This window comes from Citrobacter amalonaticus (assembly GCF_001559075.2).
In the GTDB taxonomy this organism is placed as follows: Bacteria; Pseudomonadota; Gammaproteobacteria; order Enterobacterales; family Enterobacteriaceae; genus Citrobacter_A; species Citrobacter_A amalonaticus_F.
In genome coordinates this window covers 564,483-587,163 of the sequence record NZ_CP014015.2, presented here as the reverse complement: position 1 = coordinate 587,163, position 22,681 = coordinate 564,483, and the positions used below count along the sequence as shown (strand labels likewise).

The 22,681-nt window shown below is 56.4% G+C and carries 18 protein-coding genes; 8 read left to right on the top strand and 10 right to left on the bottom strand.

Features of this window, described 5'->3' with window-relative positions:
• The first annotated feature begins 6 nt into the window (after nucleotides 1-6).
• The 3 genes from qseG to glnB are packed head-to-tail and all read left to right on the top strand — an operon-like array spanning nucleotide 7 to nucleotide 2,471.
• Nucleotides 7-738, top strand: a complete 732-nt coding sequence (qseG, locus tag AL479_RS02860) for a two-component system QseEF-associated lipoprotein QseG (protein ID WP_061074989.1) — start codon at nucleotides 7-9, stop codon at nucleotides 736-738.
• Nucleotides 738-2,072 carry a two-component system response regulator GlrR gene (gene glrR / locus AL479_RS02855; RefSeq protein WP_086512879.1) on the top strand — a complete coding sequence of 445 codons (1,335 nt, stop codon included), beginning with the start codon at nucleotides 738-740 and terminating at the stop codon, nucleotides 2,070-2,072. Before qseG ends, glrR begins: the two co-directional genes overlap by 1 nt.
• 60 nt (nucleotides 2,073-2,132) lie before the next feature.
• The gene (gene glnB / locus AL479_RS02850; protein WP_012906673.1) at nucleotides 2,133-2,471 is read left to right on the top strand and encodes a nitrogen regulatory protein P-II; all 339 of its coding nucleotides are present in this window, start codon (nucleotides 2,133-2,135) and stop codon (nucleotides 2,469-2,471) included.
• Nucleotides 2,472-2,570: 99 nt separating this feature from the next.
• Here glnB and hmpA read toward each other — a convergent pair whose 3' ends face one another.
• Nucleotides 2,571-3,761, bottom strand: coding sequence for an NO-inducible flavohemoprotein (gene hmpA, locus AL479_RS02840; protein WP_061074988.1), 1,191 nt, complete (start codon nucleotides 3,759-3,761; stop codon nucleotides 2,571-2,573).
• A gap of 327 nt (nucleotides 3,762-4,088) precedes the next feature.
• Here hmpA and glyA point away from each other — a divergent pair, with 327 nt between their 5' ends.
• A complete protein-coding gene (gene glyA / locus AL479_RS02830) occupies nucleotides 4,089-5,342 on the top strand; it encodes a serine hydroxymethyltransferase (protein WP_061074987.1) in 1,254 nt (417 codons plus the stop codon).
• Nucleotides 5,343-5,392: 50 nt separating this feature from the next.
• Here glyA and AL479_RS02825 read toward each other — a convergent pair whose 3' ends face one another.
• On the bottom strand, nucleotides 5,393-5,815 hold the full coding sequence (locus AL479_RS02825; protein WP_061074986.1) for a DoxX family protein: 423 nt from the start codon (nucleotides 5,813-5,815) through the stop codon (nucleotides 5,393-5,395).
• A 75-nt stretch (nucleotides 5,816-5,890) separates the two neighbouring features.
• The gene (locus AL479_RS02820) at nucleotides 5,891-7,084 is read right to left on the bottom strand and encodes an ROK family transcriptional regulator (RefSeq protein WP_061074985.1); all 1,194 of its coding nucleotides are present in this window, start codon (nucleotides 7,082-7,084) and stop codon (nucleotides 5,891-5,893) included.
• 113 nt (nucleotides 7,085-7,197) lie between these two features.
• On the opposite strand from AL479_RS02820, the gene AL479_RS02815 reads away from it, so the two are divergent.
• From AL479_RS02815 to AL479_RS02800, 4 genes are all read left to right on the top strand, one after another.
• Nucleotides 7,198-10,464 carry a DUF5107 domain-containing protein gene (locus AL479_RS02815; RefSeq protein WP_061074984.1) on the top strand — a complete coding sequence of 1,089 codons (3,267 nt, stop codon included), beginning with the start codon at nucleotides 7,198-7,200 and terminating at the stop codon, nucleotides 10,462-10,464.
• Nucleotides 10,465-10,535: 71 nt separating this feature from the next.
• Nucleotides 10,536-11,975, top strand: coding sequence for a sugar porter family MFS transporter (locus AL479_RS02810; RefSeq protein ID WP_061074983.1), 1,440 nt, complete (start codon nucleotides 10,536-10,538; stop codon nucleotides 11,973-11,975).
• Nucleotides 11,975-12,817 (top strand): aldose 1-epimerase, encoded by an 843-nt coding sequence (locus AL479_RS02805; protein WP_061074982.1) that lies wholly within the window; start codon nucleotides 11,975-11,977, stop codon nucleotides 12,815-12,817. The genes AL479_RS02810 and AL479_RS02805 overlap by 1 nt, the downstream gene beginning before the upstream one ends.
• 88 nt (nucleotides 12,818-12,905) lie before the next feature.
• Nucleotides 12,906-14,045: a 3-phenylpropionate MFS transporter gene (locus AL479_RS02800; protein ID WP_061074981.1), complete on the top strand. Its 1,140-nt coding sequence runs from the start codon at nucleotides 12,906-12,908 to the stop codon at nucleotides 14,043-14,045.
• On the opposite strand, the gene csiE is transcribed toward AL479_RS02800, so the two are convergent.
• The 7 genes from csiE to AL479_RS02765 all read right to left on the bottom strand — a co-directional run bounded on the left by csiE (nucleotide 14,037) and on the right by AL479_RS02765 (nucleotide 22,334).
• On the bottom strand, nucleotides 14,037-15,317 hold the full coding sequence (gene csiE / locus AL479_RS02795; RefSeq protein WP_061074980.1) for a stationary phase inducible protein CsiE: 1,281 nt from the start codon (nucleotides 15,315-15,317) through the stop codon (nucleotides 14,037-14,039). The genes AL479_RS02800 and csiE overlap by 9 nt on opposite strands.
• Before the next feature lie 234 nt (nucleotides 15,318-15,551).
• Nucleotides 15,552-16,151 (bottom strand): KpsF/GutQ family sugar-phosphate isomerase, encoded by a 600-nt coding sequence (locus tag AL479_RS02790; protein WP_061074979.1) that lies wholly within the window; start codon nucleotides 16,149-16,151, stop codon nucleotides 15,552-15,554.
• Entirely contained in the window at nucleotides 16,148-17,785 is a 1,638-nt protein-coding gene (locus AL479_RS02785; RefSeq protein ID WP_061074978.1) for an FGGY-family carbohydrate kinase, read from the bottom strand. Before AL479_RS02785 ends, AL479_RS02790 begins: the two co-directional genes overlap by 4 nt.
• A 16-nt stretch (nucleotides 17,786-17,801) precedes the next feature.
• Complete coding sequence (locus AL479_RS02780) at nucleotides 17,802-18,755, bottom strand: ABC transporter permease (RefSeq protein WP_061074977.1); 954 nt, start codon at nucleotides 18,753-18,755, stop codon at nucleotides 17,802-17,804.
• A 1-nt stretch (nucleotide 18,756) separates the two neighbouring features.
• Nucleotides 18,757-19,746, bottom strand: a complete 990-nt coding sequence (locus tag AL479_RS02775; protein WP_061074976.1) for an ABC transporter permease — start codon at nucleotides 19,744-19,746, stop codon at nucleotides 18,757-18,759.
• A complete protein-coding gene (locus tag AL479_RS02770; RefSeq protein ID WP_061074975.1) occupies nucleotides 19,739-21,247 on the bottom strand; it encodes a sugar ABC transporter ATP-binding protein in 1,509 nt (502 codons plus the stop codon). Before AL479_RS02770 ends, AL479_RS02775 begins: the two co-directional genes overlap by 8 nt.
• Before the next feature lie 103 nt (nucleotides 21,248-21,350).
• On the bottom strand, nucleotides 21,351-22,334 hold the full coding sequence (locus AL479_RS02765) for an autoinducer 2 ABC transporter substrate-binding protein (RefSeq protein WP_042999813.1): 984 nt from the start codon (nucleotides 22,332-22,334) through the stop codon (nucleotides 21,351-21,353).
• Nucleotides 22,335-22,681: the final 347 nt, after the last annotated feature.

The window sequence follows — 22,681 nt, the reverse complement described above, 5'->3', positions numbered from 1 at the left end:
GTGAATATGCCACACGTTTTTTCTCACATTTTCCAACGTCTATTCTCCCGTCAGTTCATCCTGGCGGGAATGCCTTGCCTTGCGCTGATGGGGTGTACGCCGCATGCGGTGAAGCACATCACCGGGGATGCGCCGCAGGATGCCCTCCCGACATATCAGCTGGCGGATTACCTGTCGGTTGAATGCACTGATATCTGGGCATTGCAGGGGCAATCGACAGATACCAACCCTCTTTACTGGCTGCGCGCCATTGACTGCGCAGATCGCCTGCTGCCCGTGCAGTCACGTAGCGAGGCCCGTACGCTGAGTGACGACAGCTGGCAAAACGCGTTTAAGCGCGGCATCTTGCTGGCGAATGCCAAAATTACGCCGCTGGAGCGTCGCGAAAACGTCTCGCGGCTGGATGCGTTCAGCCCGCAGATCCCGGCGCAGGTGCGTCCGCTTTATCAGATCTGGCGTGACGGTCAGTCGTTACAGCTCCAGCTTGCCGAAGAACGCCAGCGTTACAGCAAACTGCAGCAAACGACCGATGGCGATCTGGATACGCTGCGTCAGCAGCATCAGCACCTTCAGGCACAGCTCGATCTCACCACGCGCAAGCTGGAGAACCTGACCGATATCGAGCGTCAGCTTTCCACCCGTAAACCGGCGGGAAATTACAATCCGGATGCGACGCATGGCGGCGACAAGTCTGAGGGACAAGCGCCGGAACCATCACAAGATGAGGTGACCCCATAATGAGTCGTAAACCGGCGCATTTACTGCTCGTGGATGATGATCCTGGCTTGTTAAAACTGCTGGGCATGCGTCTGACCAGTGAAGGCTATAGCGTGGTGACCGCAGAGAGCGGGGCTGAAGGGCTGCGCGTTCTGAACCGTGAAAAAGTGGATCTGGTGATAAGCGATCTGCGGATGGATGAGATGGACGGCATGCAGTTGTTCAGTGAGATCCAGAAGGTGCAGCCGGGAATGCCGGTCATCATTCTGACCGCCCACGGTTCGATTCCGGATGCGGTCGCGGCAACGCAAAAAGGCGTGTTCAGCTTCCTGACTAAACCCGTGGATAAAGATGCGCTGTATCAGGCGATCGACGAGGCGCTTGAGCAGTCGGCGCCCGCCACGGATGATAGCTGGCGTGAATCGATTGTGACCCGTAGCCCGCTGATGCTGCGTCTGTTGGAGCAGGCGCGGATGGTGGCGCAGTCCGACGTCAGCGTGTTGATCAATGGTCAGAGCGGCACCGGGAAAGAGATCTTCGCCCAGGCTATTCACAATGCCAGCCCGCGCAGCAGCAAACCGTTTATTGCCATCAACTGTGGGGCGCTGCCGGAACAATTGCTGGAGTCGGAGTTATTCGGCCACTCGCGCGGTGCGTTTACCGGCGCGGTGAGCAACCGTGAGGGACTGTTTCAGGCGGCGGAAGGCGGGACGCTGTTCCTGGACGAGATTGGCGATATGCCCGCGCCGCTACAGGTCAAACTGCTGCGCGTCTTGCAGGAGCGCAAAGTCAGACCGCTTGGCAGCAATCGCGACATCGATATTGATGTGCGTATCATCTCGGCAACCCACCGTGACTTGCCGAAAGCGATGGCGCGCGGCGAGTTTCGTGAAGATTTATACTACCGCCTCAACGTGGTGAGTCTGAAAATCCCGGCGTTGGCGGAGCGGACAGAAGATATTCCGCTGCTGGCGAATCATCTGCTGCGCCAGTCGGCGGAGCGGCATAAGCCGTTTGTGAGGGCGTTTTCGACGGATGCAATGAAGCGGCTGATGACCGCCAGTTGGCCGGGCAACGTGCGTCAACTGGTGAACGTGATCGAACAGTGTGTGGCGCTGACCTCTTCGCCGGTGATCAGCGATGCGCTGGTGGAACAGGCGCTGGAAGGGGAAAACACCGCGCTGCCGACTTTTGTTGAAGCGCGTAACCAGTTTGAACTGAACTATCTGCGCAAGTTGCTGCAAATCACCAAAGGCAATGTGACGCATGCGGCAAGAATGGCGGGCCGTAACCGGACGGAGTTCTACAAACTCCTGTCACGCCATGAGCTGGATGCAAACGATTTCAAAGAATAACTCAGCGTAATATGTTACGTTTACCCGATTAAAAGACAGGCGACCTTTTCAAGGACTAGCATGAAAAAGATTGATGCGATTATTAAACCCTTCAAGCTCGATGATGTGCGTGAAGCGCTGGCTGAAGTCGGTATTACCGGGATGACCGTCACTGAAGTGAAAGGCTTTGGGCGTCAGAAAGGGCATACCGAGCTGTACCGTGGCGCGGAATATATGGTGGATTTTCTGCCGAAGGTGAAAATTGAAATCGTCGTACCGGACGATATCGTTGAAACCTGCGTGGATACCATTATTCGCACGGCGCAGACGGGCAAAATCGGCGACGGTAAAATTTTCGTCTTTGATGTGGCGCGCGTGGTGCGTATCCGTACCGGAGAAGAAGACGACGCGGCAATTTAAGCCGCGCCGTGCTTGCCGGATAACGACGTAAACGCCTTATCCGGCCTACAACAGCATCCCGTAGGCCTGATAAGTGCAGCGCCATCAGGCATGACGTAATTACAAGACCTTGTGCGGGCCGAAGCATTCGTAATGAATGTTTTCGTTTTTCACGCCCAGTTCAACCAACTGCTTCGCGGCAAACTGCATAAAGCCAACCGGGCCGCACAGGTAAAACTGCATCGCCGGATCGCTGATTGCGCCTTCCAGTTTGTTCAAATCCATCAGCCCAACGTTATCAAACGCGCCTTTCGCGCGATCGGCTTCGGTTGGCTCACGATACCAGGTATGGGCGCTAAAGCGTGGCAGCGTTTTACCCAGTTCACTCACTTCATCGGCAAACGCATGGACGGCGCCGTTTTCCGCGGCGTGGAACCAGTTGACCTGCGCGGTGTGGTTCGCTTTTGCCAGCGTATCCAGCATTGCCAGCATGGGCGTTTGACCGACGCCGGCAGAAATCAGAGACACCGGCGTATCGCGGGCAACCGCCATAAAGAAATCGCCAGCCGGCGCGGCCAGATGAACGACATCGCCGATGTTTGCATGGTTATGCAGCCAGTTTGATACCTGACCGCCTTCTTCACGTTTAACGGCAATACGGTAGCCTTTGCCATCCGCTTTATGGGTCAGAGAATACTGGCGAATCTCCTGATGCGGGAAGCCTTCCGGCTTCAGCCAGACACCAAGATACTGGCCAGGCTGGTATTCGGCCACGGCGCCACCATCTACCGGTTCAAATTCAAAGCTGGTAATCAGTGCGCTGCGCGGGGTTTTCGCCACGATACGGAACGGACGCGTGCCTTCCCAGCCACCGGTTTTACTGGCGTTTTCACTGTAGATTTGCGCTTCACGGTTGATAAAGACATTCGCCAACACGCCGTAGGCTTTGCCCCACGCATCCAGCACTTCCTGACCCGGACTGAACATTTCGTCGAGGGTTGCCAGCAGGTGTGTACCGACAATGTTGTACTGCTCAGGTTTGATCTGGAAGCTAGTGTGCTTCTGGGCGATTTTCTCAACCGCAGGCAGCAGGGCGGGCAGATTCTCAATATTGCTGGCATAAGCGGCAATGGCATTAAACAGAGCTTCACGTTGATCGCCATTACGCTGGTTACTCATGTTGAAAATTTCTTTGAGTTCAGGGTTATGAGCAAACATGCGATCGTAAAAATGGGCGGTCAGTTTGGGACCTGTTTCTACCAGCAGGGGAATGGTGGCTTTTACAGTGGCGATGGTTTGGGCGTCAAGCATACGGTCTTCCTTTATGTGAATCTTTAATGATGTATGTCAAATGCATCTTATAAAAAATACCCCTGCATTGTAAATGGTTCTTTGACGCTTTACGTATTAAACGTTACAACGTGAAAAATCTGCATCACAAACCTGAAAAGAAATCCGTTGAAATTCGTAAGGTCTTCATTCCGCAAAGCCTTGTGTCGTGTGAAGGTAATCGTTTGCGTAAATTCCTTTGTCAAGACCTGTTATCGCAGAATGATTCAGTTATACTGTTGCCCGTTGTCCAACAGGACCGCCTTTTAAGGCCAAAAATTCTATCGTTAGCTGAGTCAGGAGATGCGGATGTTAAAGCGTGAAATGAACATTGCCGATTATGATGCCGAACTGTGGCAGGCTATGGAGCAGGAAAAAGTACGTCAGGAAGAGCACATCGAACTGATCGCCTCCGAAAACTACACCAGTCCGCGCGTCATGCAGGCGCAGGGCTCTCAGCTGACCAACAAATACGCTGAAGGATATCCGGGCAAGCGCTACTACGGCGGTTGCGAATACGTGGATATCGTTGAGCAACTGGCGATTGATCGTGCGAAAGAACTGTTTGGCGCAGACTACGCTAACGTACAGCCGCACTCCGGCTCTCAGGCTAACTTTGCGGTCTACACCGCGCTGCTGCAACCGGGTGATACCGTTCTGGGTATGAACCTGGCGCAAGGCGGCCACCTGACTCACGGCTCCCCGGTTAACTTCTCTGGCAAACTGTACAACATCGTACCTTACGGTATTGATGAGTCCGGTAAAATTGACTACGAAGAGATGGCGAAGCTGGCCAAAGAGCACAAGCCGAAGATGATCATCGGCGGCTTCTCTGCCTACTCCGGCGTGGTTGACTGGGCAAAAATGCGTGAAATCGCTGACAGCATCGGTGCGTACCTGTTCGTTGATATGGCCCACGTTGCGGGTCTGATTGCCGCAGGCGTTTACCCGAACCCGGTTCCGCATGCGCACGTTGTGACCACCACCACCCACAAAACGCTGGCCGGTCCGCGCGGCGGCCTGATCCTGGCGAAAGGCGGTGACGAAGAGCTGTACAAAAAACTGAACTCCGCGGTGTTCCCAAGCGCCCAGGGCGGCCCGCTGATGCACGTGATTGCCGGTAAAGCGGTTGCACTGAAAGAAGCGATGGAGCCAGAGTTCAAAGTCTACCAGCAGCAGGTTGCGAAAAACGCCAAGGCGATGGTGGAAGTGTTCCTGAACCGTGGCTACAAAGTGGTGTCCGGCGGTACTGAAAACCACCTGTTCCTGCTGGATCTGGTGGACAAAAACCTGACCGGTAAAGAAGCTGACGCCGCGCTGGGTCGTGCCAATATCACCGTGAACAAAAACAGTGTGCCGAACGATCCGAAGAGCCCGTTCGTCACTTCCGGTATCCGTATCGGTTCTCCGGCCATTACGCGTCGCGGCTTTAAAGAAGCTGAAGCCAAAGAACTGGCGGGCTGGATGTGTGACGTGCTGGACAACATCAATGATGAAGCGGTGATTGAGCGCATCAAAGGGAAAGTTCTGGATATCTGCGCACGCTTCCCGGTTTACGCATAATTCCGTTTTGCTGCAAACAAAAGGCCGCCTGATGCGGCCTTTTTTCCTTTTTAGCGCCGGTCAATAGAGATCGCGCCCGGCCCCGTCAGCGCCAGCAGCAGGAATCCGCCTGCAATACTGACATTCTTATAAAAGTTAATCATATTCGGCCCCACCGCATCACCGGTCATATTCCAGAAGTGATGGCCGATCACGGCGGTACCCAACGTATAGAAAACGAAGAGGATTGCCAGCGGGCGAGTGAAAAAGCCCAGCACAATCAGTATCGCTGCCGGAACCTCCATGACAACGGCAATGATCGCGGCAAGCATCGGCGCAGGCGTACCGAGAGACGTCATATATTGTACGGTACCGTCGAACCCAGTCAGTTTAGGGAAGCCAAAAATAATAAACAGAATTGCCAGCGCAATACGGGCAATCAATAAAAACAGATGGCGTGATTCTCCAAAATCAAAATAACGTAACGTGTTCATAGCAGGCTCATTAGCATGAGTAACGTACTTTAAAATTAATACACAACCCCGAGCCTCGCCATTCGCGCCATAAGCTTATATTTCGTTCAGTTGCGACTCCACGTACAGATAGCCAATTCCCATCAGCTGCTGGGCACGGGTCAACGTGCCAAAGCTAATCTGCGTCGCTTTCGCTCGCGGATTATCGCCGTGATCGAAAGGGTTAAATCCCGTCTGTTGCCGTAGCGTATTGAGCCAGGATTCACCGAAGGCGCAACTGCGCCCGTACAGCCAGATCTGGTTAATATTCAGGATATTAAGAAAGTTATACAGGCTTAAGCCAATCGCGCTGGCGGCATGTTCCACCCACGCCTGAATGCGTACATCACCCTTGCGCCAGGCGTCGATCAGCAAATCCGTGGTCAGCGTTTCTGGATCCCTTCCTGGCACCGGCTGCGCCTTCATCCAGACTCTGGCCTGCTTTTTCAGCGCGCTCAGGGAGGCGACGGTTTCCAGACAGCCGTAACGACCGCAGTCGCAGGCGATCCCGTCGGGGTTAACAATGGTATGCCCAATCTGACCGCTGCCGTACAGGCTACCGCGCCAGATACTGTCGTGAATGACGAACGATGAGCCAATGCCGTAATCGACGTTAATCACGCAGAAGTCCTCGTTGGCGGCCGGATTTTGCCACTTTTCCGCCAGCGCCAGCATCACGCAGTCGTTGTCGAGGCGGACCTGGATGCCGAGCCGCTCCTCCAGCAGATACTTGATTTCCACTGGCGTTTTCCACGGCGCCTGCGGCATCGTTTTCGACGCCCCGGTGATCGGATCCACCTGACCGTGGACGCCCAGCGCGAGGTTGATCGTGGTGTCGGGATAGCGCTGACGCCAGCGCCGCCAGTGGTTGGCTATCGCGGCAAGCAGCGCGTCAGGCGTTGCGGCGTTAATGACCTCATGCTGCCAGTCGCCAACCGCCACCAGACGCGCATCGGCCAGTTGGCTGGTCAGACTGGTGGGGGTGACGTTGATACACAGCGTCCACGCGCCCTGTACCGGCAGATGAAAACTTCCGCTGCTAAGCCCGCGCTGGCTCAGCGTTTCACGGGAGTGGCAAAGCCGCCCTTCGTCCAGCAGTTCTTCAAGAATGTTACTCACCGCCGGAATCGACAGGCCGGTGAGCTGCGCCAACTGCGATTTACTGAGCTGCTTTTCGCGCCATAAATGCGACAGGAAGATCTGTTTATTCGCCTGCCTGACCCGGGCGTTATTGAATCCCGAACGCTGCATACACTTAACTCCCTTAACTATATTGCGTGAGCATTGCGCATTTTACCGCCAGTTAACTACCACACAATAGCCACAAGATGACATTTTACTTTTGTTTATTGAGTGGAGGCAGCATGTACGGTTCAGTTAAGGTCTGGCAGGAAACCCTCTCACTACCGACCTGGACGGTGGGTGAGGAAGATCCGAACCCGATGTTTCTGGAAAAACGGGTTTATCAGGGGTCTTCAGGTGCGGTTTACCCTTACGGCGTGATCGACACCCTGACCGGCAAGCGCGAGATGCGCGATTACCAGGCCGTGTGGATGGAAAACGATTTTATCCGCGTCATGCTGCTGCCGGAACTGGGAGGGCGAATCCACCGTGCGTATGACAAAGTGCAGCAGCGCGATTTTGTCTATTACAACGAAGTGGTGAAACCTGCGCTGGTTGGCCTGTTGGGGCCATGGATCTCCGGCGGGATCGAATTTAACTGGCCGCAGCACCACCGCCCCACCACTTTTATGCCGGTAGATTTTACGCAGCGGGCAGGGGAGCACGGCGAACAAACCGTCTGGATGGGCGAAGTGGAGCCAATGCGCGGTCTGCAGGTGATGACCGGATTCACCCTCTACCCGGATCGCGCGCTGATAGAGATCACCGGTAAAGTCTTCAACGGCAACGCCACGCCGCGCCATTTTTTATGGTGGGCGAACCCGGCGGTGAAGGGCGGCGACGATCATCAAAGCGTGTTCCCGCCTGATGTTACGGCGGTGTTCGATCACGGCAAGCGCGATGTCTCCGCTTTTCCGATCGCCACGGGCACCTATTACAAAGTCGACTACTCGGCGGGGGTGGATATCTCCCGCTACAAGAATGTGCCGGTGCCGACCTCGTACATGGCGGAAAAATCGGACTACGACTTTGTCGGCGCCTGGCATCACGGTGAGCGTGGCGGGTTGTTGCACGTTGCCGATCATCACATCTCGCCGGGGAAAAAGCAGTGGAGCTGGGGATACGGGGATTTTGGCGTGGCCTGGGATCGTAACCTGACCGATGAGAATGGCCCGTATATCGAATTAATGACCGGGGTGTTTACCGACAATCAGCCGGATTTCACCTGGCTTGCCCCGTATGAAGAGAAGGTATTTGTTCAGAACTTCCTGCCATACAGCGAATTAGGGATGGTGCAAAACGCCAGTACCGACCTGGCGCTGCGGCTGGTGCGTGATGAAAACCAGCTGTCCGTTGGCGTTTATGCGGTTGCACCATTGCATGATGTACGGGTGACGCTCAGCGCAGACGGCGCGCCTTTCTTTGAAACCACGCTGACGCTGGCGCCGGGGAAAAGCTGGCTGACGACGCTTGCCGATTCGGGCTATGCGCGGATCACCATGACGGTCACCCGTCACGACGGTCAGACGTTGCTGCAATACGAAGAACACATTGCTGACGATTTGCCGCTGCCCTCGGCGGCAACGGCCCCGGCACAGCCGGAGGCGTTATCCAACACCGATGAACTCTACTTTATCGGTCAGCATCTGGAGCAGTATAACCACGCCAGTCGTTACGCCGGGGATTACTATCGCCGGGCGCTGGAAATTGATCCGCTGGATTACCGCAACAACGTCGCACTGGGGACGCTGGCGCTGAACCAGGCTGACTGGGCGCAAGTTGAACGCTGCGCGAAAGCGGCATTAGAGCGGGCGCATCGCCTGAACAAAAACCCGCGCGATGGCGAAGCCAGTATGCTGTTGGCCGCTGCGCGGGAGCGCCAGGGCGATTGCCTGCAGGCCTGGGATCACTACTACAAGGCGAGCTGGAGTGGGAACTGTCGTGATGCGGCCTTCTGGGCACTGGCCCGGCTTGCGATGGCGCGTGGCGATCATGCGGATGCACTGGAAAAAGTGACACAGAGTTTGCGCTTTAACGGCAGCAACAACCTGGCGATGGGACTGAAAGCGCTGGTACTGGCAGAACGGGGACGCACGTCAGAGGCGCTGAAATACATTGAGCAGCAGCTTAATGATTACCCGCTCAGCTACGCGCTGCACTATGCCCGCTGGGCTATACGCCGGGATGAACCGTCGAAAATGGCGCTTATCGCCATTACCGGTCGCCGCGGTACTAACGCCTGCGAACTGGCGGGATGGTTGCTCTCTTTCGGTCAGAAAGCCGCGGCACGCGAACTACTGGAACTGCTGGACAGTCAGGAAACGCTGCCGTTGCTGTGGCGGGCGTCGCTGAGTGACAATCCGCAGCCGTTCATCGCCCAGGCGCGTGCTTGTCTGCATAACCGGGTGCGTTTCCCGAACACCCTCGACGAAGTACAGATGCTGCAAACGCTGGAGCACAGTGCTTACGCCCGCTATCTGTTGGGCTGCTTCTGGTACAGCAAACGCCGCTACGAAGAGGCGCTTTCCTGCTGGCAATTTACCCTGCAACAGGAGCCTGAATTTGCGCCCGTGCATCGTCTGCTGGGGATTTACGCGTGGAACAAACAGCACGATGCCGCCAGGGCACAGCAGTATTTGTCGCAGGCCGTAGCGCTGGAGCCTGATAACGCCCGCTTCCTGTTTGAACTGGATTACCTCAATAAGCTGTTGGCGACGCCGGTTGAGCAACGTCTGCAACAGCTTGAATCGCGCAAGGCGGTGGTGTTCCAGCGTGACGATTTAACCGTGGAGTTGCTCAGCCTGTGGAACGGACTGGGCCACTACGATGATGCTGCGAAGGTGCTTGGCGAGCGCGTATTCCATCCCTGGGAAGGGGGAGAAGGGAAAGCGACCGGGCAGTATCTGCTGAACCAGATGCATCGGGCGCTGGCGGCGGTCGGCAGAGAGGAATTCCCTGAGGCGGTCAGTCTGCTACAACAGGCGCTGATCTATCCGCATAACCTGGGGGAAGGGCGCTTACCCGGACAAACCGATAACGATATCTGGTATCTGTTGGGCTATTGCGCTCAACGTCAGGGATATCATGACGAAGCGCAGCGTTACTTTGCCCGCGCCACCCGTGGCGGAAACACGCTGGATGCCGGACGCTACTACAACGATCAGCCTGTGGACTATCTCTTCTGGCAGGGCATGGCGCTGAAACAGTTGGGTGAACGTGACGACGCCGAGCAACTTTTCCACAGCTTCCTGCAGTGGGTGGCGTCACAACGAGACCACGTGCCGGAGGTGGATTTCTTCGCCGTTTCATTACCGGATCTGGTGGTGCTTGATACGCCGGCGGAGGCAAAGCACCAGCAGCACTGCCTGTTTATTACCGCGTTGGGGCATCTGGGGCTGGGAGATTTACCTGCCTGCCAGCAGGCGATTGACGCACTTCTGCAACAGAACCCGGCGCATGACAAAGCTCTGTTCTTGCGCCATGTCATCAGACTGGAGTTATTGCACTAAACCCTGAACCGGTGGCGGTGACGTCACCGGAAACCTACTGTTCCCTGCGTTTCCCTGAAAGAGGAATCATAATGAATAACGCGCAGACACATTTGAAAATCGGCTACGTCTGGACCATCTGTCTGGTCGCGGCCTGTGGTGGTTTGCTGTTTGGCTACGACTGGGTGGTGATTGGCGGGGCAAAGCCTTTTTATGAAGCGTACTTCTCGATAACCGATCCGGCGCAGTCGGGCTGGGCGATGAGCTCAGCGCTGGTGGGCTGTATTTTTGGCGCGCTGATTTCTGGCTGGTGTGCGGATAAATTTGGTCGAAAAATGCCGCTGATCCTCTCTGCTATCCTGTTCAGTGCTTCCGCATGGGGAACCGCCGTTGCCAGCCACTTCGACATGTTCGTGATTTACCGCATCGTTGGCGGCGTCGGGATTGGTCTTGCGTCAGCGCTCAGTCCGCTGTACATCGCTGAAGTCAGTCCGGCGGAAAAACGCGGACGTTTTGTGGCGGTGAACCAGTTGACCATCGTGATTGGCGTCCTGGCGGCACAGTTGATCAACCTGATGATCGCTGAACCCGTTGCCACAGGGGCCACGCAACAGGCGATTGTTGAAAGCTGGAACGGGCAGATGGGCTGGCGCTGGATGTTCGGCGCAGAGCTGGTTCCCGCGCTGGTGTTTCTGGTGCTGATGTTTTTCGTTCCGGAATCCCCGCGCTGGCTGGTGAAGGCGGGCAAACCGGAGCGTGCGCGCGCCATGCTGCAACGCATTGGTTCTGCGGAGTACGCCGGGCAGACGCTGAAAGAGATCGAACACACGCTGCTCAAAGATAATCACAAAGTCGCATGGTCAACGCTGCTGCAACCGCAGATCAAACCGATTGTGATCATTGGTATGGTGCTGGCGGTCTTCCAGCAGTGGTGCGGGATCAACGTGATCTTTAATTACGCGCAGGAGATTTTTGCCTCTGCCGGTTTCGACATTAACGGTACGCTGAAATCCATCGTCGCCACCGGCATTATCAATCTGGTCTTTACCCTTGCCGCGCTGCCGCTGGTGGATAAAATTGGTCGGCGCAAACTGATGCTGTTTGGCGCATCCGGGCTGACCGTGATTTATGTGCTGATTGCTGGCGCTTATGGGATGGGGATTATGGGCTGGCCAGTGCTGGTTCTGGTGCTGGCGGCGATTGCCATTTATGCCCTGACGCTGGCGCCTGTCACCTGGGTGCTGCTGTCCGAAATCTTCCCTAACCGCGTACGCGGACTGGCGATGTCGCTGGGCACGTTGGCGCTGTGGATTGCCTGCTTCCTGCTGACCTATACCTTCCCGCTGCTTAATGCCGGGCTGGGCGCCGCCGGGAGTTTCCTGCTCTATGGTGTGATTTGTGCGCTGGGCTACGTGTATGTGTTGCGTAATGTGCCGGAAACCAAAGGCGTCACCCTGGAGGCCCTTGAGGAACAACTGGCGGCGAGACACCTGAAGGCCAGCCCGTCAGCACAGCAGAGAAGCGCACGCTGATGACGACGCCGCTGACGCTGCATAACGCGCATCTGCGGATGCGCGTGGATCCGCAGGGCGGTACGCTGCTGTCGTTGTTTTCGTTACCACATCAACAGCCGATTTTACGCGCAGGCGAGGGGAAAACTGCCGGTGATGGCGGGCTGTTTCCGATGCTACCGGTTGCCAATCGCGTGGCCGGTAACCGCTTCAGCCAGTGCGGAACCGAGGTGCAGTTGCCGCTGTATGAGGCTGACGACCGGTTTTTCCTGCACGGTGACGGCTGGCTTAAGCGCTGGGAAGTCATGGCGGCGACCGATGATAGCTGTTCGCTGCGTCTGCGCAGTCAACTGGCATGTGGCTATGATTATCAGGCCGAACTGCAGTATGTGCTGGAGGCGTCGGTATTCAGGGCGTCGCTGACGATCGCTCATCTGGGCAAGCGTCCCATGCTGTACGGCTGCGGTTTCCACCCGTTTTTTGCTTTCGATGCGCAAAGTACGCTGCAGTTTTCGGCCAGCGGTTACTGGCCGGAAGGCGAGCACCATTTGCCGCTGCCCTGGCAGAGTGAACTGCCGACGGAGGCCGATTTCACCAGGGCGCAGTATGGCGCGGATCGCTGGTTGAACGTGGGGTATTCTGGCTGGAGCGGGCAGGCGGTTATTTATCATGATGTGATGAAGATCACGATTTCTGCGCAAACTCCCTGGCTGATGCTTTTCAGAATGCCAGGTCAGTCATTCCTTTGTCTGGAACCGCAGACGCATCCGGTAAATGCCCACCACATGCCGGGGCAGCCGGGATTACGGATGTTAGGCCCTGGCGAACGGTGCCATTTCGCGATGGAGATTCGCGTTGATTAGTGGCAAATCGTTGTTATGTTGCTGTTAATGTTCACTTGCGCCAGCCTGCGTTTATCGCCAGACTATCGCCTCCACACGGGAGGGGATCATGTCTTTGCACTCCACGCGCTGGCTGGCGCTCGGTTACTTCACCTACTTTTTTAGCTACGGGATTTTTCTTCCCTTCTGGAGCGTCTGGCTTAAAGGGCTTGGCCTCACGCCGGAGACCATTGGCCTGCTGTTGGGCGCTGGACTGGTGGCGCGTTTTCTCGGGAGTCTGATTATTGCCCCACGGGTCAGCGACCCGTCGCGGCTGATCTCCGCGTTACGCATTCTGGCGCTGCTGGCGCTGGTCTTTGCGCTGGCCTTCTGGGCCGGAACCCACGTCGCCTGGCTGATGGTGGTGATGGTCGGCTTTAACCTCTTCTTCTCACCGCTGGTGCCGCTCACAGACGCGCTGGCGAATACCTGGCAAAAACAGATCACGATGGACTACGGTCGCGTACGGCTGTGGGGATCGGTGGCTTTTGTGATCGGTTCGGCGTTGACCGGAAAGCTGGTCAGCGTATTTGATTATCGGGCCGTGCTGGCGCTGCTGACGCTGGGCGTCGCCTCAATGCTGCTGGGAATGCTGATTCGCCCCAGCGTGCTGCCCGAAGGGGAAAACCGTCACCAGGAGAGCGCAGGCTGGCTCGCCTGGCGCGCACTGGTCACGCAAAGCTGGCGCTTTCTGGCCTGCGTCTGTCTGTTGCAGGGGGCGCATGCCGCCTACTACGGCTTTAGCGCCATTTACTGGCAGGGCGCGGGGTATTCCGCTTCGGCAGTTGGCTATCTCTGGTCGCTTGGCGTGGTGGCAGAAGTGATTATCTTTGCGCTGAGCAATAAGCTGTTTCGCCGCTTTAGCGCCCGCGATCTGTTACTGCTCTCCGCCATCTGCGGGGTGATTCGCTGGGGACTGATGGGCTGGACGACGGCGCTGCCGTGGCTGATTGTGGTGCAGATCCTCCACTGCGGCACCTTTACCGTCTGCCACCTGGCGGCGATGCGCTATATTGCGGCGCGTCAGGGAAGCGAGGTCATTCGTCTGCAGGCGGTCTATTCTGCCGTGGCGATGGGCGGCAGCATTGCCATCATGACCGTGTTTGCCGGCTTCCTGTACCAGAATCTGGGTAACGGCGTCTTCTGGGTGATGGCGCTGGTGGCGTTGCCGGCCATGGTGCTGCGGCCAAAAGTGGCCGCTTCAGCCTGATTCCAGCATCTTGCGGATCTGCTGCTGCTGATGTGGCGTCAGCGCCTGATCCGCATGAATCAACGGGGGTGAAAAGAGCGGCAGCAGCGTGGCGTAAGGGGTGACAATCAGCGCCACGCCGCGCGGTGAGCCTTCCTGCTGGAATGTTCGCATCGGCAATGGTTTGATGTTCAGCGGCAGCAGCGTCAGTTCACGCAACTGTTGTTCTATCTGCTGCTCCAGTTGCGGATTATCCCCGGTCAGTAAGACAACCTGTTTTTCATGCAGGTCATTATCCTGCATCAGCCACGCGCCAAAAATCACCGCCACCAGTCCCGTCTCTTCTTCGGAAAACTCAACGTCATACTCTTCTTCAAACCCGCGTAACGCGTCGCGAGTGGTACGCATCAGACGCGGATAGAGGCGGGCGAACTCTTCCGGCAGCGTGTTATCGATACCGATAGAAAACAGACTGCGGTTCAGCGCCTGGGCGAGGTGGATGTAGAGTTGCGCGTTCAGCCCGTGTTCGTCATTGAAGCGTACGGCGCCCATTTCGCGAAAGCGCAGGATCAGGCGGGCGATCGCCAGACGCAACCGTCGGTTCTGCTGATGGTTATCGCGAATCGGATCCGGGATGCGGATCATCGAAAACAGCAGCGCCATAAACAGCGATTCCGTAAGCGGCGCATTTTGCATGACGCGTCGCTGCCAGTGGCGGCCAATCTCTTGTGCCAGCGGGTACTCGGCGCAGGACTGCGCCCAGCGCTGCTGGACAGGATTGAATTCCGGCGAGATCCCCGCGTGGTGCTGCAACAGACAATATTGCAGATAGAGGCGCAGGAACTGGATGTCCCGGCATTCGAATGGCTTTTGCAGACGACGCGCGCACAGGTTAATCAGCGCATGCAGATTGGTATCGTCATACAGCGTGCGCAGGATCCCCCGCTGTTTCAGCTCAATTTTGAGGGCGGGGGCAAAATGCTGGTTAATGAACGCCGGACACAGACGCAGGCCGCGTCTGAGCCAGTGTAAGAGGCAGAGGCGTTGGTTAAGCGCGGTACCTTCGATCCGGTAGCACCCGTTCGGACCAGTGCTAATGCTGAGTCGATGATAACGTTGGATCTCCAGTCCCGTTTCGACTATATCCTCACGGGCAACAGTATCATCGACACCATTTAGCGCACTGAACATTTCCGCAGTGGCAATCTGCCCTGGCTGGAAAAGCGTCAGCAAAACCTGGCAACGGCGCTGGGGAGCAGAAAGTACAGATGGCGGAGCAAGCGTTGGCATCATCTGTCGGATCTCCCGTAGGTATGTTAGATAAGAATAGCTAAAGTTTTTCCATAGCCATTACGAATGAAATGTTTTGCGTCAGGATTGCAGGGAGAGGTCACAGAATTTTTCACGTGTGTAACCGTGTAAGAGAGTTTAACGCAGCGCTTTATTAGGATTTTCCACGTTTTTATCTTCACATTGCGCAGTAAAAAGCCTCGCCGGGGGAGGCGAGGCTGAAAGGTTATTAATGGATTAACGTTCCTGTCGCAGGGTTAAACCGACATCGCCACCCGGATGCACGGCCAGCAGCGTTTCTCTGGAGTAGCCGCTTTCGCTCATTAGACAAGCGCAGGCAGCATCAAAGATCGCAATTACCAGCATGATGGAGGTGGTCGCCAGCATGTTCAGCGGATCTGCCTCGCGCTGGACGCCGGTGGAAATCACCAGCCGGGCGGCGCGGGCAATGGCGGAGTCCGGGTTTTCCGTGACGCTGATAATCGGCACGCTGCGTGTGGCCAGACCCGGCAATAAGCGCGTAAGCTCGTCAGAGTTACCGCCACGGGAGAGCAGAATGACCCGGTCGTCCGCGCGTAAAAAACCGAGATCGCCGTGCGCGGCATCGGTGGCGTTGAGGTAGATCGCCGGGCGCTCAACGCAGGACAGCATGTGGGCGATTTTTCGCGCCGCAATGCCGGAGGTGCCGACGCCGGTGACCACGATTTTCCCGCGGCATTCGCGCAGTTCCGTCATTAATGCGTTCCAGACCGGTTCGTTCAGATGCTGGCCCAGACCGGCCAGCGCCTCACTGTAGAGGGTCCAGGTATCGGTGGCCTGTTGCCATGGGCTACTCATGCGTCCCCCTGCATTAACTGGCGGTACTTCATGTGATCCTGATACATCTCGTGGAACACCTGATATTTACGGTCGTAATACTGCTTAATGCGATTGGTCTGCGGGGTGACCGTTTTACCTATCCGGCTCATCGCCGACATCGCTTCCGGGAAGGTCTCAAAAACGCCGGCGGCGATGGTGCCCATCATTGCGCCGCCCAGCAGCATCGCTTCGCTCTCTTCCGGCAACAACATGGCGCAACCGGTGGCATTGGCATGTTCCTGCACAAAGATAGGGTTCTTGGTGCCGCCGCCGCTGGCCATGATGGTGTCGATGCTATACCCACTCTGGTTCATGGTTTCAATGATGTGGCGCGTCCCCAGCGCGATGGCCTGAATGGTCGCCAGATAGTGCAGCGCCATGTCTTCCGGCGTGCGGGAAAGCTTCAGACCGCTGATCGCCCCGGTCAGCGTCGGGTTGGCGCGCGGCGAACGGTTGCCGTGGAAGTAGGGCAGGATATGAATATCGCGGGTCAGGAAGGCGATATTCTCCGGCTCGCCTGCCATTTTACGCAGCAACGCGTTCAGCACTTCATAAATGGTTTGCCCCTGCGCTTTGGCCTGTGCCAGCAGCGTGTCATAACAAGGGTGCGACTGAATCATGTGGTCGATCAGCGCGCCGGTCGCAGACTGTCCGCCTTCATTGAGCCAGTATTCCGGCAACACGGCGGAATAGTAGGGACCCCAGACGCCACCGATAAAGCGCGGCTGTTTAGAGATAGCCATGTGACCGGTTGAGGTGCCGCCAATCAGCGCCACGCGACGGTCAAAGTCAGCGACTTCGCCAGAGACGCCGCAGGCGCCAAGCGTACCGAGGGTACCCGCGTGGGCGTCGATGATCGACACGCTGACGGCGGTGCCCGGAATCAGCCCCATTTCACTGGCGGCGCGCTGGGTCAACCCATGGCCGAGCGGTTCGCCCATCGTTTTCACGTAGCGGCCGATTTTTGCCGCATCGTGTTCCAGCAGATCTTCCAGTCCGATCTCGCGGAAGTAGCTGGCATCCCACTTGTCTTCATGGCCCATGTAGGTCCATTTGCACACCGTGGAGCAAAGTGAACGCGTGTCGTCGCCGGTGGCGCGCCAGGTCAGGAAGTCAGGTAAATCAAAATAGTAGCCCGCGTTTGCCCAGGTGTTCGGCATATGCTGTTTCAGCCACAGCAGTTTCGGCGTCTGCATTTCCGGGGAGATGATCCCGCCCACGTAGTCCAGTACCCGATGATGCATCGCGTTGATGCGCTCGGCCTGGGTGATGGCGCGGTGATCCATCCACACGATAATGTTTTGTTCGCTGCGCCCGGAAGGGCTGATGGTCAGCGGTTTGCCCTCTTTATCCAACACCACCAGCGAACAGGTAGCGTCAAATCCCAACCCTTTCACCTGAATGGGGTTGATATCGGACTGATTAATGGCATCACGAACCGCGTTGCAGACGGCCTGCCAGATGTTATCGGACGACTGCTCGACGAAATCGGCCTGCGGGCGGTAAATCTCAATCGCGCGAGTGGCCTGACCGACCATTCTGCCGTTGAGATCAAATACCCCTGCGCGAGCGCTGCCGGTTCCTACATCCACACCAATAAAGTAACTCGCCATAATTTTTCTCCTGAAATCAGGCTCTACGATTCTGTAATGCGATAAAGAGGATGAGTACCGCGCCCCAAAGCGCCATCGTCAGATAGCTACTGATCCCCAGCAAGTTAAAGCCGCTTTCCAGCATTTGCAGCACAATCAGCGCCAGCACGAGGCCGATGATACGGCCAAATCCGCCGTCCGGATTGATGCCGCCCAGCACCGAGGCGAGAATAGTGACCAACAGATAAGACTCACCGTATCCGGCCTTCGCCGAGTTGAATTTCGCCATCATTAAGATTGCGGCCACCCAGCCGAGCAGGGCGGAAATGACGTAGACGGAAATCTGCACCCGAACGGTGTTCACGCCGCTGTAGCGGGTCGCCTGCTCGTTGGAACCCATCAGATAGAGACTGCGCCCAAGCGTGGTGTGCTCCAGCAGCACCCATAGCAGTACAGCGACGAATAAGAAGAGCAGCAGGGCGACGGGGATCCCCGCAAGGGTGGCGTTGCCGAGGTACTGAATTGCCGCCGGAAAGCCGGAAATCACCGTGCCGTTAGAGAGCAAAATATTCAGTCCGGAGATCAGCGTCATGGTGCCGAGCGTGGCGAGGATCGGCGACACGCCAACCCAGGCGATCAGCGCGCCGTTCAGCGTCCCTATCGCCACGGCGACCGCCGCACCGGCCAGCAGCGCCAGCGCAAGGAACAACGGATTGTCCGGATGGCTAACGATGACGGCGGCCATCACCAGCGAACAGGCGTTGGCGCCGGCAATAATCGACAGGTTAATGCCGCCCGTCAGCATGGTCATGCCCATTCCCAGCGCCAGCATACCGAGGATCGGTAACTGTGAGCCGATGGACTGGAAGTTTGCGACGCTGAAAAAGCGAGTGCCTAACAGCGCCGAGAAGACGACGGCGACGACGATAATAATCACGCACTGCAGGCGGATGATGGCATCACCGGGTAATACTTTTGCGAACGCTTTCATCTCAAAGCTCCCTTGCCAGTTTGCGTTTTTCGTTCCACGCGGTGGCGCTGATGCTGACCAGGATAATGACGCCGCTGAAAACGGTGTGCCAGTACGAGGAGACGCTGAGCAGCGTCAGACCGTTTTGCAAAAAGGCCAGCAGAATGACCCCCAACAGCGTCCCGGTTAATGTGCCGCGTCCGCCGCTCATGCTGGTCCCGCCCAGCACAACCGCCGCCAGCACCGTCAGCTCAAAACCGAGCAGTGAGTTCGGCGCCACGGACTGCGTGATCTGCGCCTGCACGACGGCGGCTACGCCCGCGAGGATGCCCATGTAGCCGTAGACATAGAAATGCAGCTTCAACAGATTCAGTCCGAGGCGGGAGGCGGCGTCGCGGTTGCCGCCCATCGCGTAAATCTGGCGACCGAGACGGGTGTAGTTCATCAGGATAGCGGTGAAGACGATCACCGCTGCCAGGCACAGTAACGGCAGGGTAATGCCGTAGTCATAGCCATCTGCAGCGGTGAACGAGAGCCAGTTGATGCCGTTCATGAACCAGTCCGGGAAGCCGTACAGCCAGGTGCCTTTGGTGGCGTAAACCAGCAGACCGTAATAGACGTTAAGCGTAGCGATAGTAATGATGATGGCGGGCACGCGCAGCCAGTAGACCAGAAAGCCGTTAATCAGCCCGAGCAATAAGCCGACGGCGATGGCGATGGTCAGCGCCAGCAGAAAGTTGCCGCCGTGAGCGATTACCCAGCTTGCCATCGCGTATTGCGCTATCGCCGTCATCGCCGGGAACGAAATATCGATTCCGCCGGAGATCAGCACGACAAACAGCCCGCAGGCGAGAATGCCGAGAATGGCATAGCTGGTGGCGACGTCCGTCAGGTTACCGAGTGACAGGAACTCGTCAGTGCTGACGCTCAGCCCAACGGCAAGCGCAATCACCAGCAGGCCCAGCCAGAATTCATGGTGCCCGAGTAAACGGGAGAGACGAAAGTTATTCATGGATGACCTCGACCACCTCTGCAATGTCCTCTTCACGACAGCGATGCGGATTAAACTCGGCGACCAGCTTCCCGCGACGCATGACCAGTACGCGGTGGCTGTTGTAATACGCTTCCGGGATCTCATCGCAAATCATCAGCACCGCCATTCCCTGTTCCGCAAGATTGCGGGCGATCTGGTAAATCCCCTCTTTGTTGGCGATATCAACCCCCACCGTTGGGGAATCCAGGATCAGGATACGCGGTTGGGTCGCCACCCATTTAGCGATGGCGATTCGCTGGGCGTTGCCGCCGGAGAGTGTTTTGACCGGCAACTGCGGATCGGCCACCTTGATGTTCAGTTCACGGATCAGATCGGCGACCAGCGTTTTGGCTTTACCGTGATCGAGCAGACCGCTGCGGGTATGCAGTTTGTCGAAGACCGTGACAATCGTATTGTCGTAGATCGACTGTTCCATGATCAGCCCCTGGGTCAGGCGATCTTCCGAGACATAGCCGATCCCGTGCCTGATGGCGTCATGGTTGTTGCGCAGTTGAACCGGTTTTCCGTTAATGCGGATTTCCCCGCTTTCCGGGTGGGTCATGCCAAACAGACTCAGACAGAGTTCGGTGCGGCCCGCGCCAAGCAGGCCGACAATGGATACGATCTCACCGCTGCGCAGCGACAGGTTGATATCCTGATATTTTCCTTTGCGGCTCAGGTTGCGCAGTTCCAGCATCGGCTCCTGCTCAACCGGCGGTTTTTCCGGCAGCGGACTGTAGTGGAAGCGTTGACCGGTCATCAGGAATGCCAGTTCATGGCTGTCGAGTTCGCTGGCGGGATACGTCCCCACCAGTTTGCCGTCGCGCATCACGCTGATGCGGTCCGCCACTTCCATCACCTCATCGAGACGGTGGCTGACGAACACCACGCAAATCCCGTCGGCTTTCAGTTCGTTGACCACGCGCAGCAGGCCATTGACCTCCTGCCGCGTCAGGGAAGCAGTGGGTTCATCCATAATCACCAGACGGGCGTCGGCGGCAATGGCACGACAAATCGCGACGAGCTGACGGTCGGCAATGGAGAGTTTTTCCACTTTTTTATCGGGATCGATGCTAACGCCAATCCGCTTCATCGCCGCCAGCGCCTGTTGCTTCATCGTACCGCGCCGCACCCAGATGTCGCCGCCGGGCAGGTAGCGGTTGACGGCTATATTCTCCGCCACGCTGAAGTTAGGAAAGAGGGATAAATCCTGATAGATAACCTGGATGCCGTAATGCGAAGAGAGCTGCGGCGACAACTGGTGGAACAGTTTGCCATCCAGCAGGATCTGCGCTCCTTTTTCCGGCTGATAGACCCCGGAAATCACTTTAATAATGGTGCTTTTACCGCAACCGTTCTGTCCTGCCAGACAGTGAACTTCGCCTTTTTTCAGCGTCAGATTCACATTATCCAGCGCCAGCACGCCCGGGAATTGCTTGCTGATATTCTCAAGAGTGATAAATGCGGTGGTGTCTGTCATGGACAATACCCCTGCGAGCGCCCTGACGGGCGCAGAGTGTTAAGCCTGTTGATAGCGCCGACCAGACGGTCGGCGTTAGGTTTCCCTGGTGGTGGCTGGAGCCTTAGAAACCAAGTGATTGCGCGTTGTCTTTGGTGACTTCGAGGATCTTGTTAAAGCGGATCACTTTCTTCTCCATGTCGACATCGGCTTTCCCTAATCCTTCAATGGTCAGATCTGGCGTGACCTCTTTACCTTGCAGCAATTGATCTGCCACGGTCACCAGCGCGTAGCCGGCATCTTTTGGATCCCACAGCATCGCTTTTTTGATGTCACCACGCATCAGATAAGGCGCTGCCTGTGCGGGCATCGCAATCCCCACCACGGCAATTTTATCTTTCGCGCGTTTTTTCTGTACCGCCTGACCTGCACCAATCGGACCCAGCGAACCGAAGCCAATGATGCCCTTCATCTGCGGATAGGTTTTCATCAGGTCCAGCGTCGTGGAGTAGGATTTGTCGATGCTCTCAGCCACCGGCAGACGGGTGGTGACTTCAAACATCTCCGGGTATTTTTCTTTCTGGTACTTGATGGCGTAATCGGCCCAGGCGTTGTGCAATGGCACGGTCAGCGAGCCGACGTAAATGGCATAGCCGCCTTTACCGCCCATATCCTTCGCCAGCTCGTCGACGTTGGCCTGCGCGTATTTCTCGCTGTCGATCGTTTCGATATCCCACTGGCCGATTTGCTGATCCGGCGATTCGTGAGTCAGAACGACAATGCCCTTATCGCGCGCTTTTTTCAGCACGGGCTCAAGCACCTTGGCGTCATTAGGTACCACAATGATCGCGTTAACGTTCTTGGCAATAAGATCTTCAATGACCTTCACCTGCTGAGCCGGATCCGGTGTGGAAGGGCCGGTCTGGTAAGCATTCACATCCAGTTTCTTCGCGGCTTCATTCACGCCGGTTTCCATGCGGTTAAACCACGGAATACCGGTGACTTTAGCAACCACAGCGATTTCATATTTTTCTGCCGCAAAGGACGGGCCGGACAACATGCATGCAGAAACCAGGGTTGCACTGAGTAATGCGAGTTTGAATTTCATAGTTGTACCTTTTGTAGGGACCGGGGCATGTCACGAACAGGAGGTTATCAACGAAGGGAAGAGGTAATGAATTGTAAGTTTAATAAATGTGATAAATGCCCATTTTTGTTAATTTATGGATATTTTTAGGTTAAATTATAGTTAATTTCGATATGTGCAATGCATTGAATGTCAATTTTTATGTTAAAAATAATTAGAAATTGCTTATTTATTTTTACAATTTGTTATCAAAATGGTTGTGACACACAGAAAGTTACCGCCGCAGGCGCACAGCCTCCAACAATGAAATCGCAAATCTGAGAACTGAATCGCGTCCAGAAATCAACGCTCAACATTCCTCATTTCAA

Bases quoted from the DNA above. Each gene is read 5' to 3' on its own strand.
- AL479_RS02805 (WP_061074982.1), top strand. From the start codon at position 11,975: ATGACGACGCCGCTGACGCTGCATAACGCGCATCTGCGGATGCGCGTG.
- glyA (WP_061074987.1), top strand. From the start codon at position 4,089: ATGTTAAAGCGTGAAATGAACATTGCCGATTATGATGCCGAACTGTGG.
- glrR (WP_086512879.1), top strand. From the start codon at position 738: ATGAGTCGTAAACCGGCGCATTTACTGCTCGTGGATGATGATCCTGGC.
- AL479_RS02775 (WP_061074976.1), bottom strand. From the start codon at position 19,746: ATGAATAACTTTCGTCTCTCCCGTTTACTCGGGCACCATGAATTCTGG.
- AL479_RS02810 (WP_061074983.1), top strand. From the start codon at position 10,536: ATGAATAACGCGCAGACACATTTGAAAATCGGCTACGTCTGGACCATC.
- csiE (WP_061074980.1), bottom strand. From the start codon at position 15,317: ATGATGCCAACGCTTGCTCCGCCATCTGTACTTTCTGCTCCCCAGCGC.
- AL479_RS02785 (WP_061074978.1), bottom strand. From the start codon at position 17,785: ATGGCGAGTTACTTTATTGGTGTGGATGTAGGAACCGGCAGCGCTCGC.
- AL479_RS02800 (WP_061074981.1), top strand. From the start codon at position 12,906: ATGTCTTTGCACTCCACGCGCTGGCTGGCGCTCGGTTACTTCACCTAC.
- AL479_RS02765 (WP_042999813.1), bottom strand. From the start codon at position 22,334: ATGAAATTCAAACTCGCATTACTCAGTGCAACCCTGGTTTCTGCATGC.
- AL479_RS02820 (WP_061074985.1), bottom strand. From the start codon at position 7,084: ATGCAGCGTTCGGGATTCAATAACGCCCGGGTCAGGCAGGCGAATAAA.
- glnB (WP_012906673.1), top strand. From the start codon at position 2,133: ATGAAAAAGATTGATGCGATTATTAAACCCTTCAAGCTCGATGATGTG.
- qseG (WP_061074989.1), top strand. From the start codon at position 7: ATGCCACACGTTTTTTCTCACATTTTCCAACGTCTATTCTCCCGTCAG.
- AL479_RS02790 (WP_061074979.1), bottom strand. From the start codon at position 16,151: ATGAGTAGCCCATGGCAACAGGCCACCGATACCTGGACCCTCTACAGT.
- AL479_RS02825 (WP_061074986.1), bottom strand. From the start codon at position 5,815: ATGAACACGTTACGTTATTTTGATTTTGGAGAATCACGCCATCTGTTT.
- hmpA (WP_061074988.1), bottom strand. From the start codon at position 3,761: ATGCTTGACGCCCAAACCATCGCCACTGTAAAAGCCACCATTCCCCTG.
- AL479_RS02815 (WP_061074984.1), top strand. From the start codon at position 7,198: ATGTACGGTTCAGTTAAGGTCTGGCAGGAAACCCTCTCACTACCGACC.
- AL479_RS02770 (WP_061074975.1), bottom strand. From the start codon at position 21,247: ATGACAGACACCACCGCATTTATCACTCTTGAGAATATCAGCAAGCAA.
- AL479_RS02780 (WP_061074977.1), bottom strand. From the start codon at position 18,755: ATGAAAGCGTTCGCAAAAGTATTACCCGGTGATGCCATCATCCGCCTG.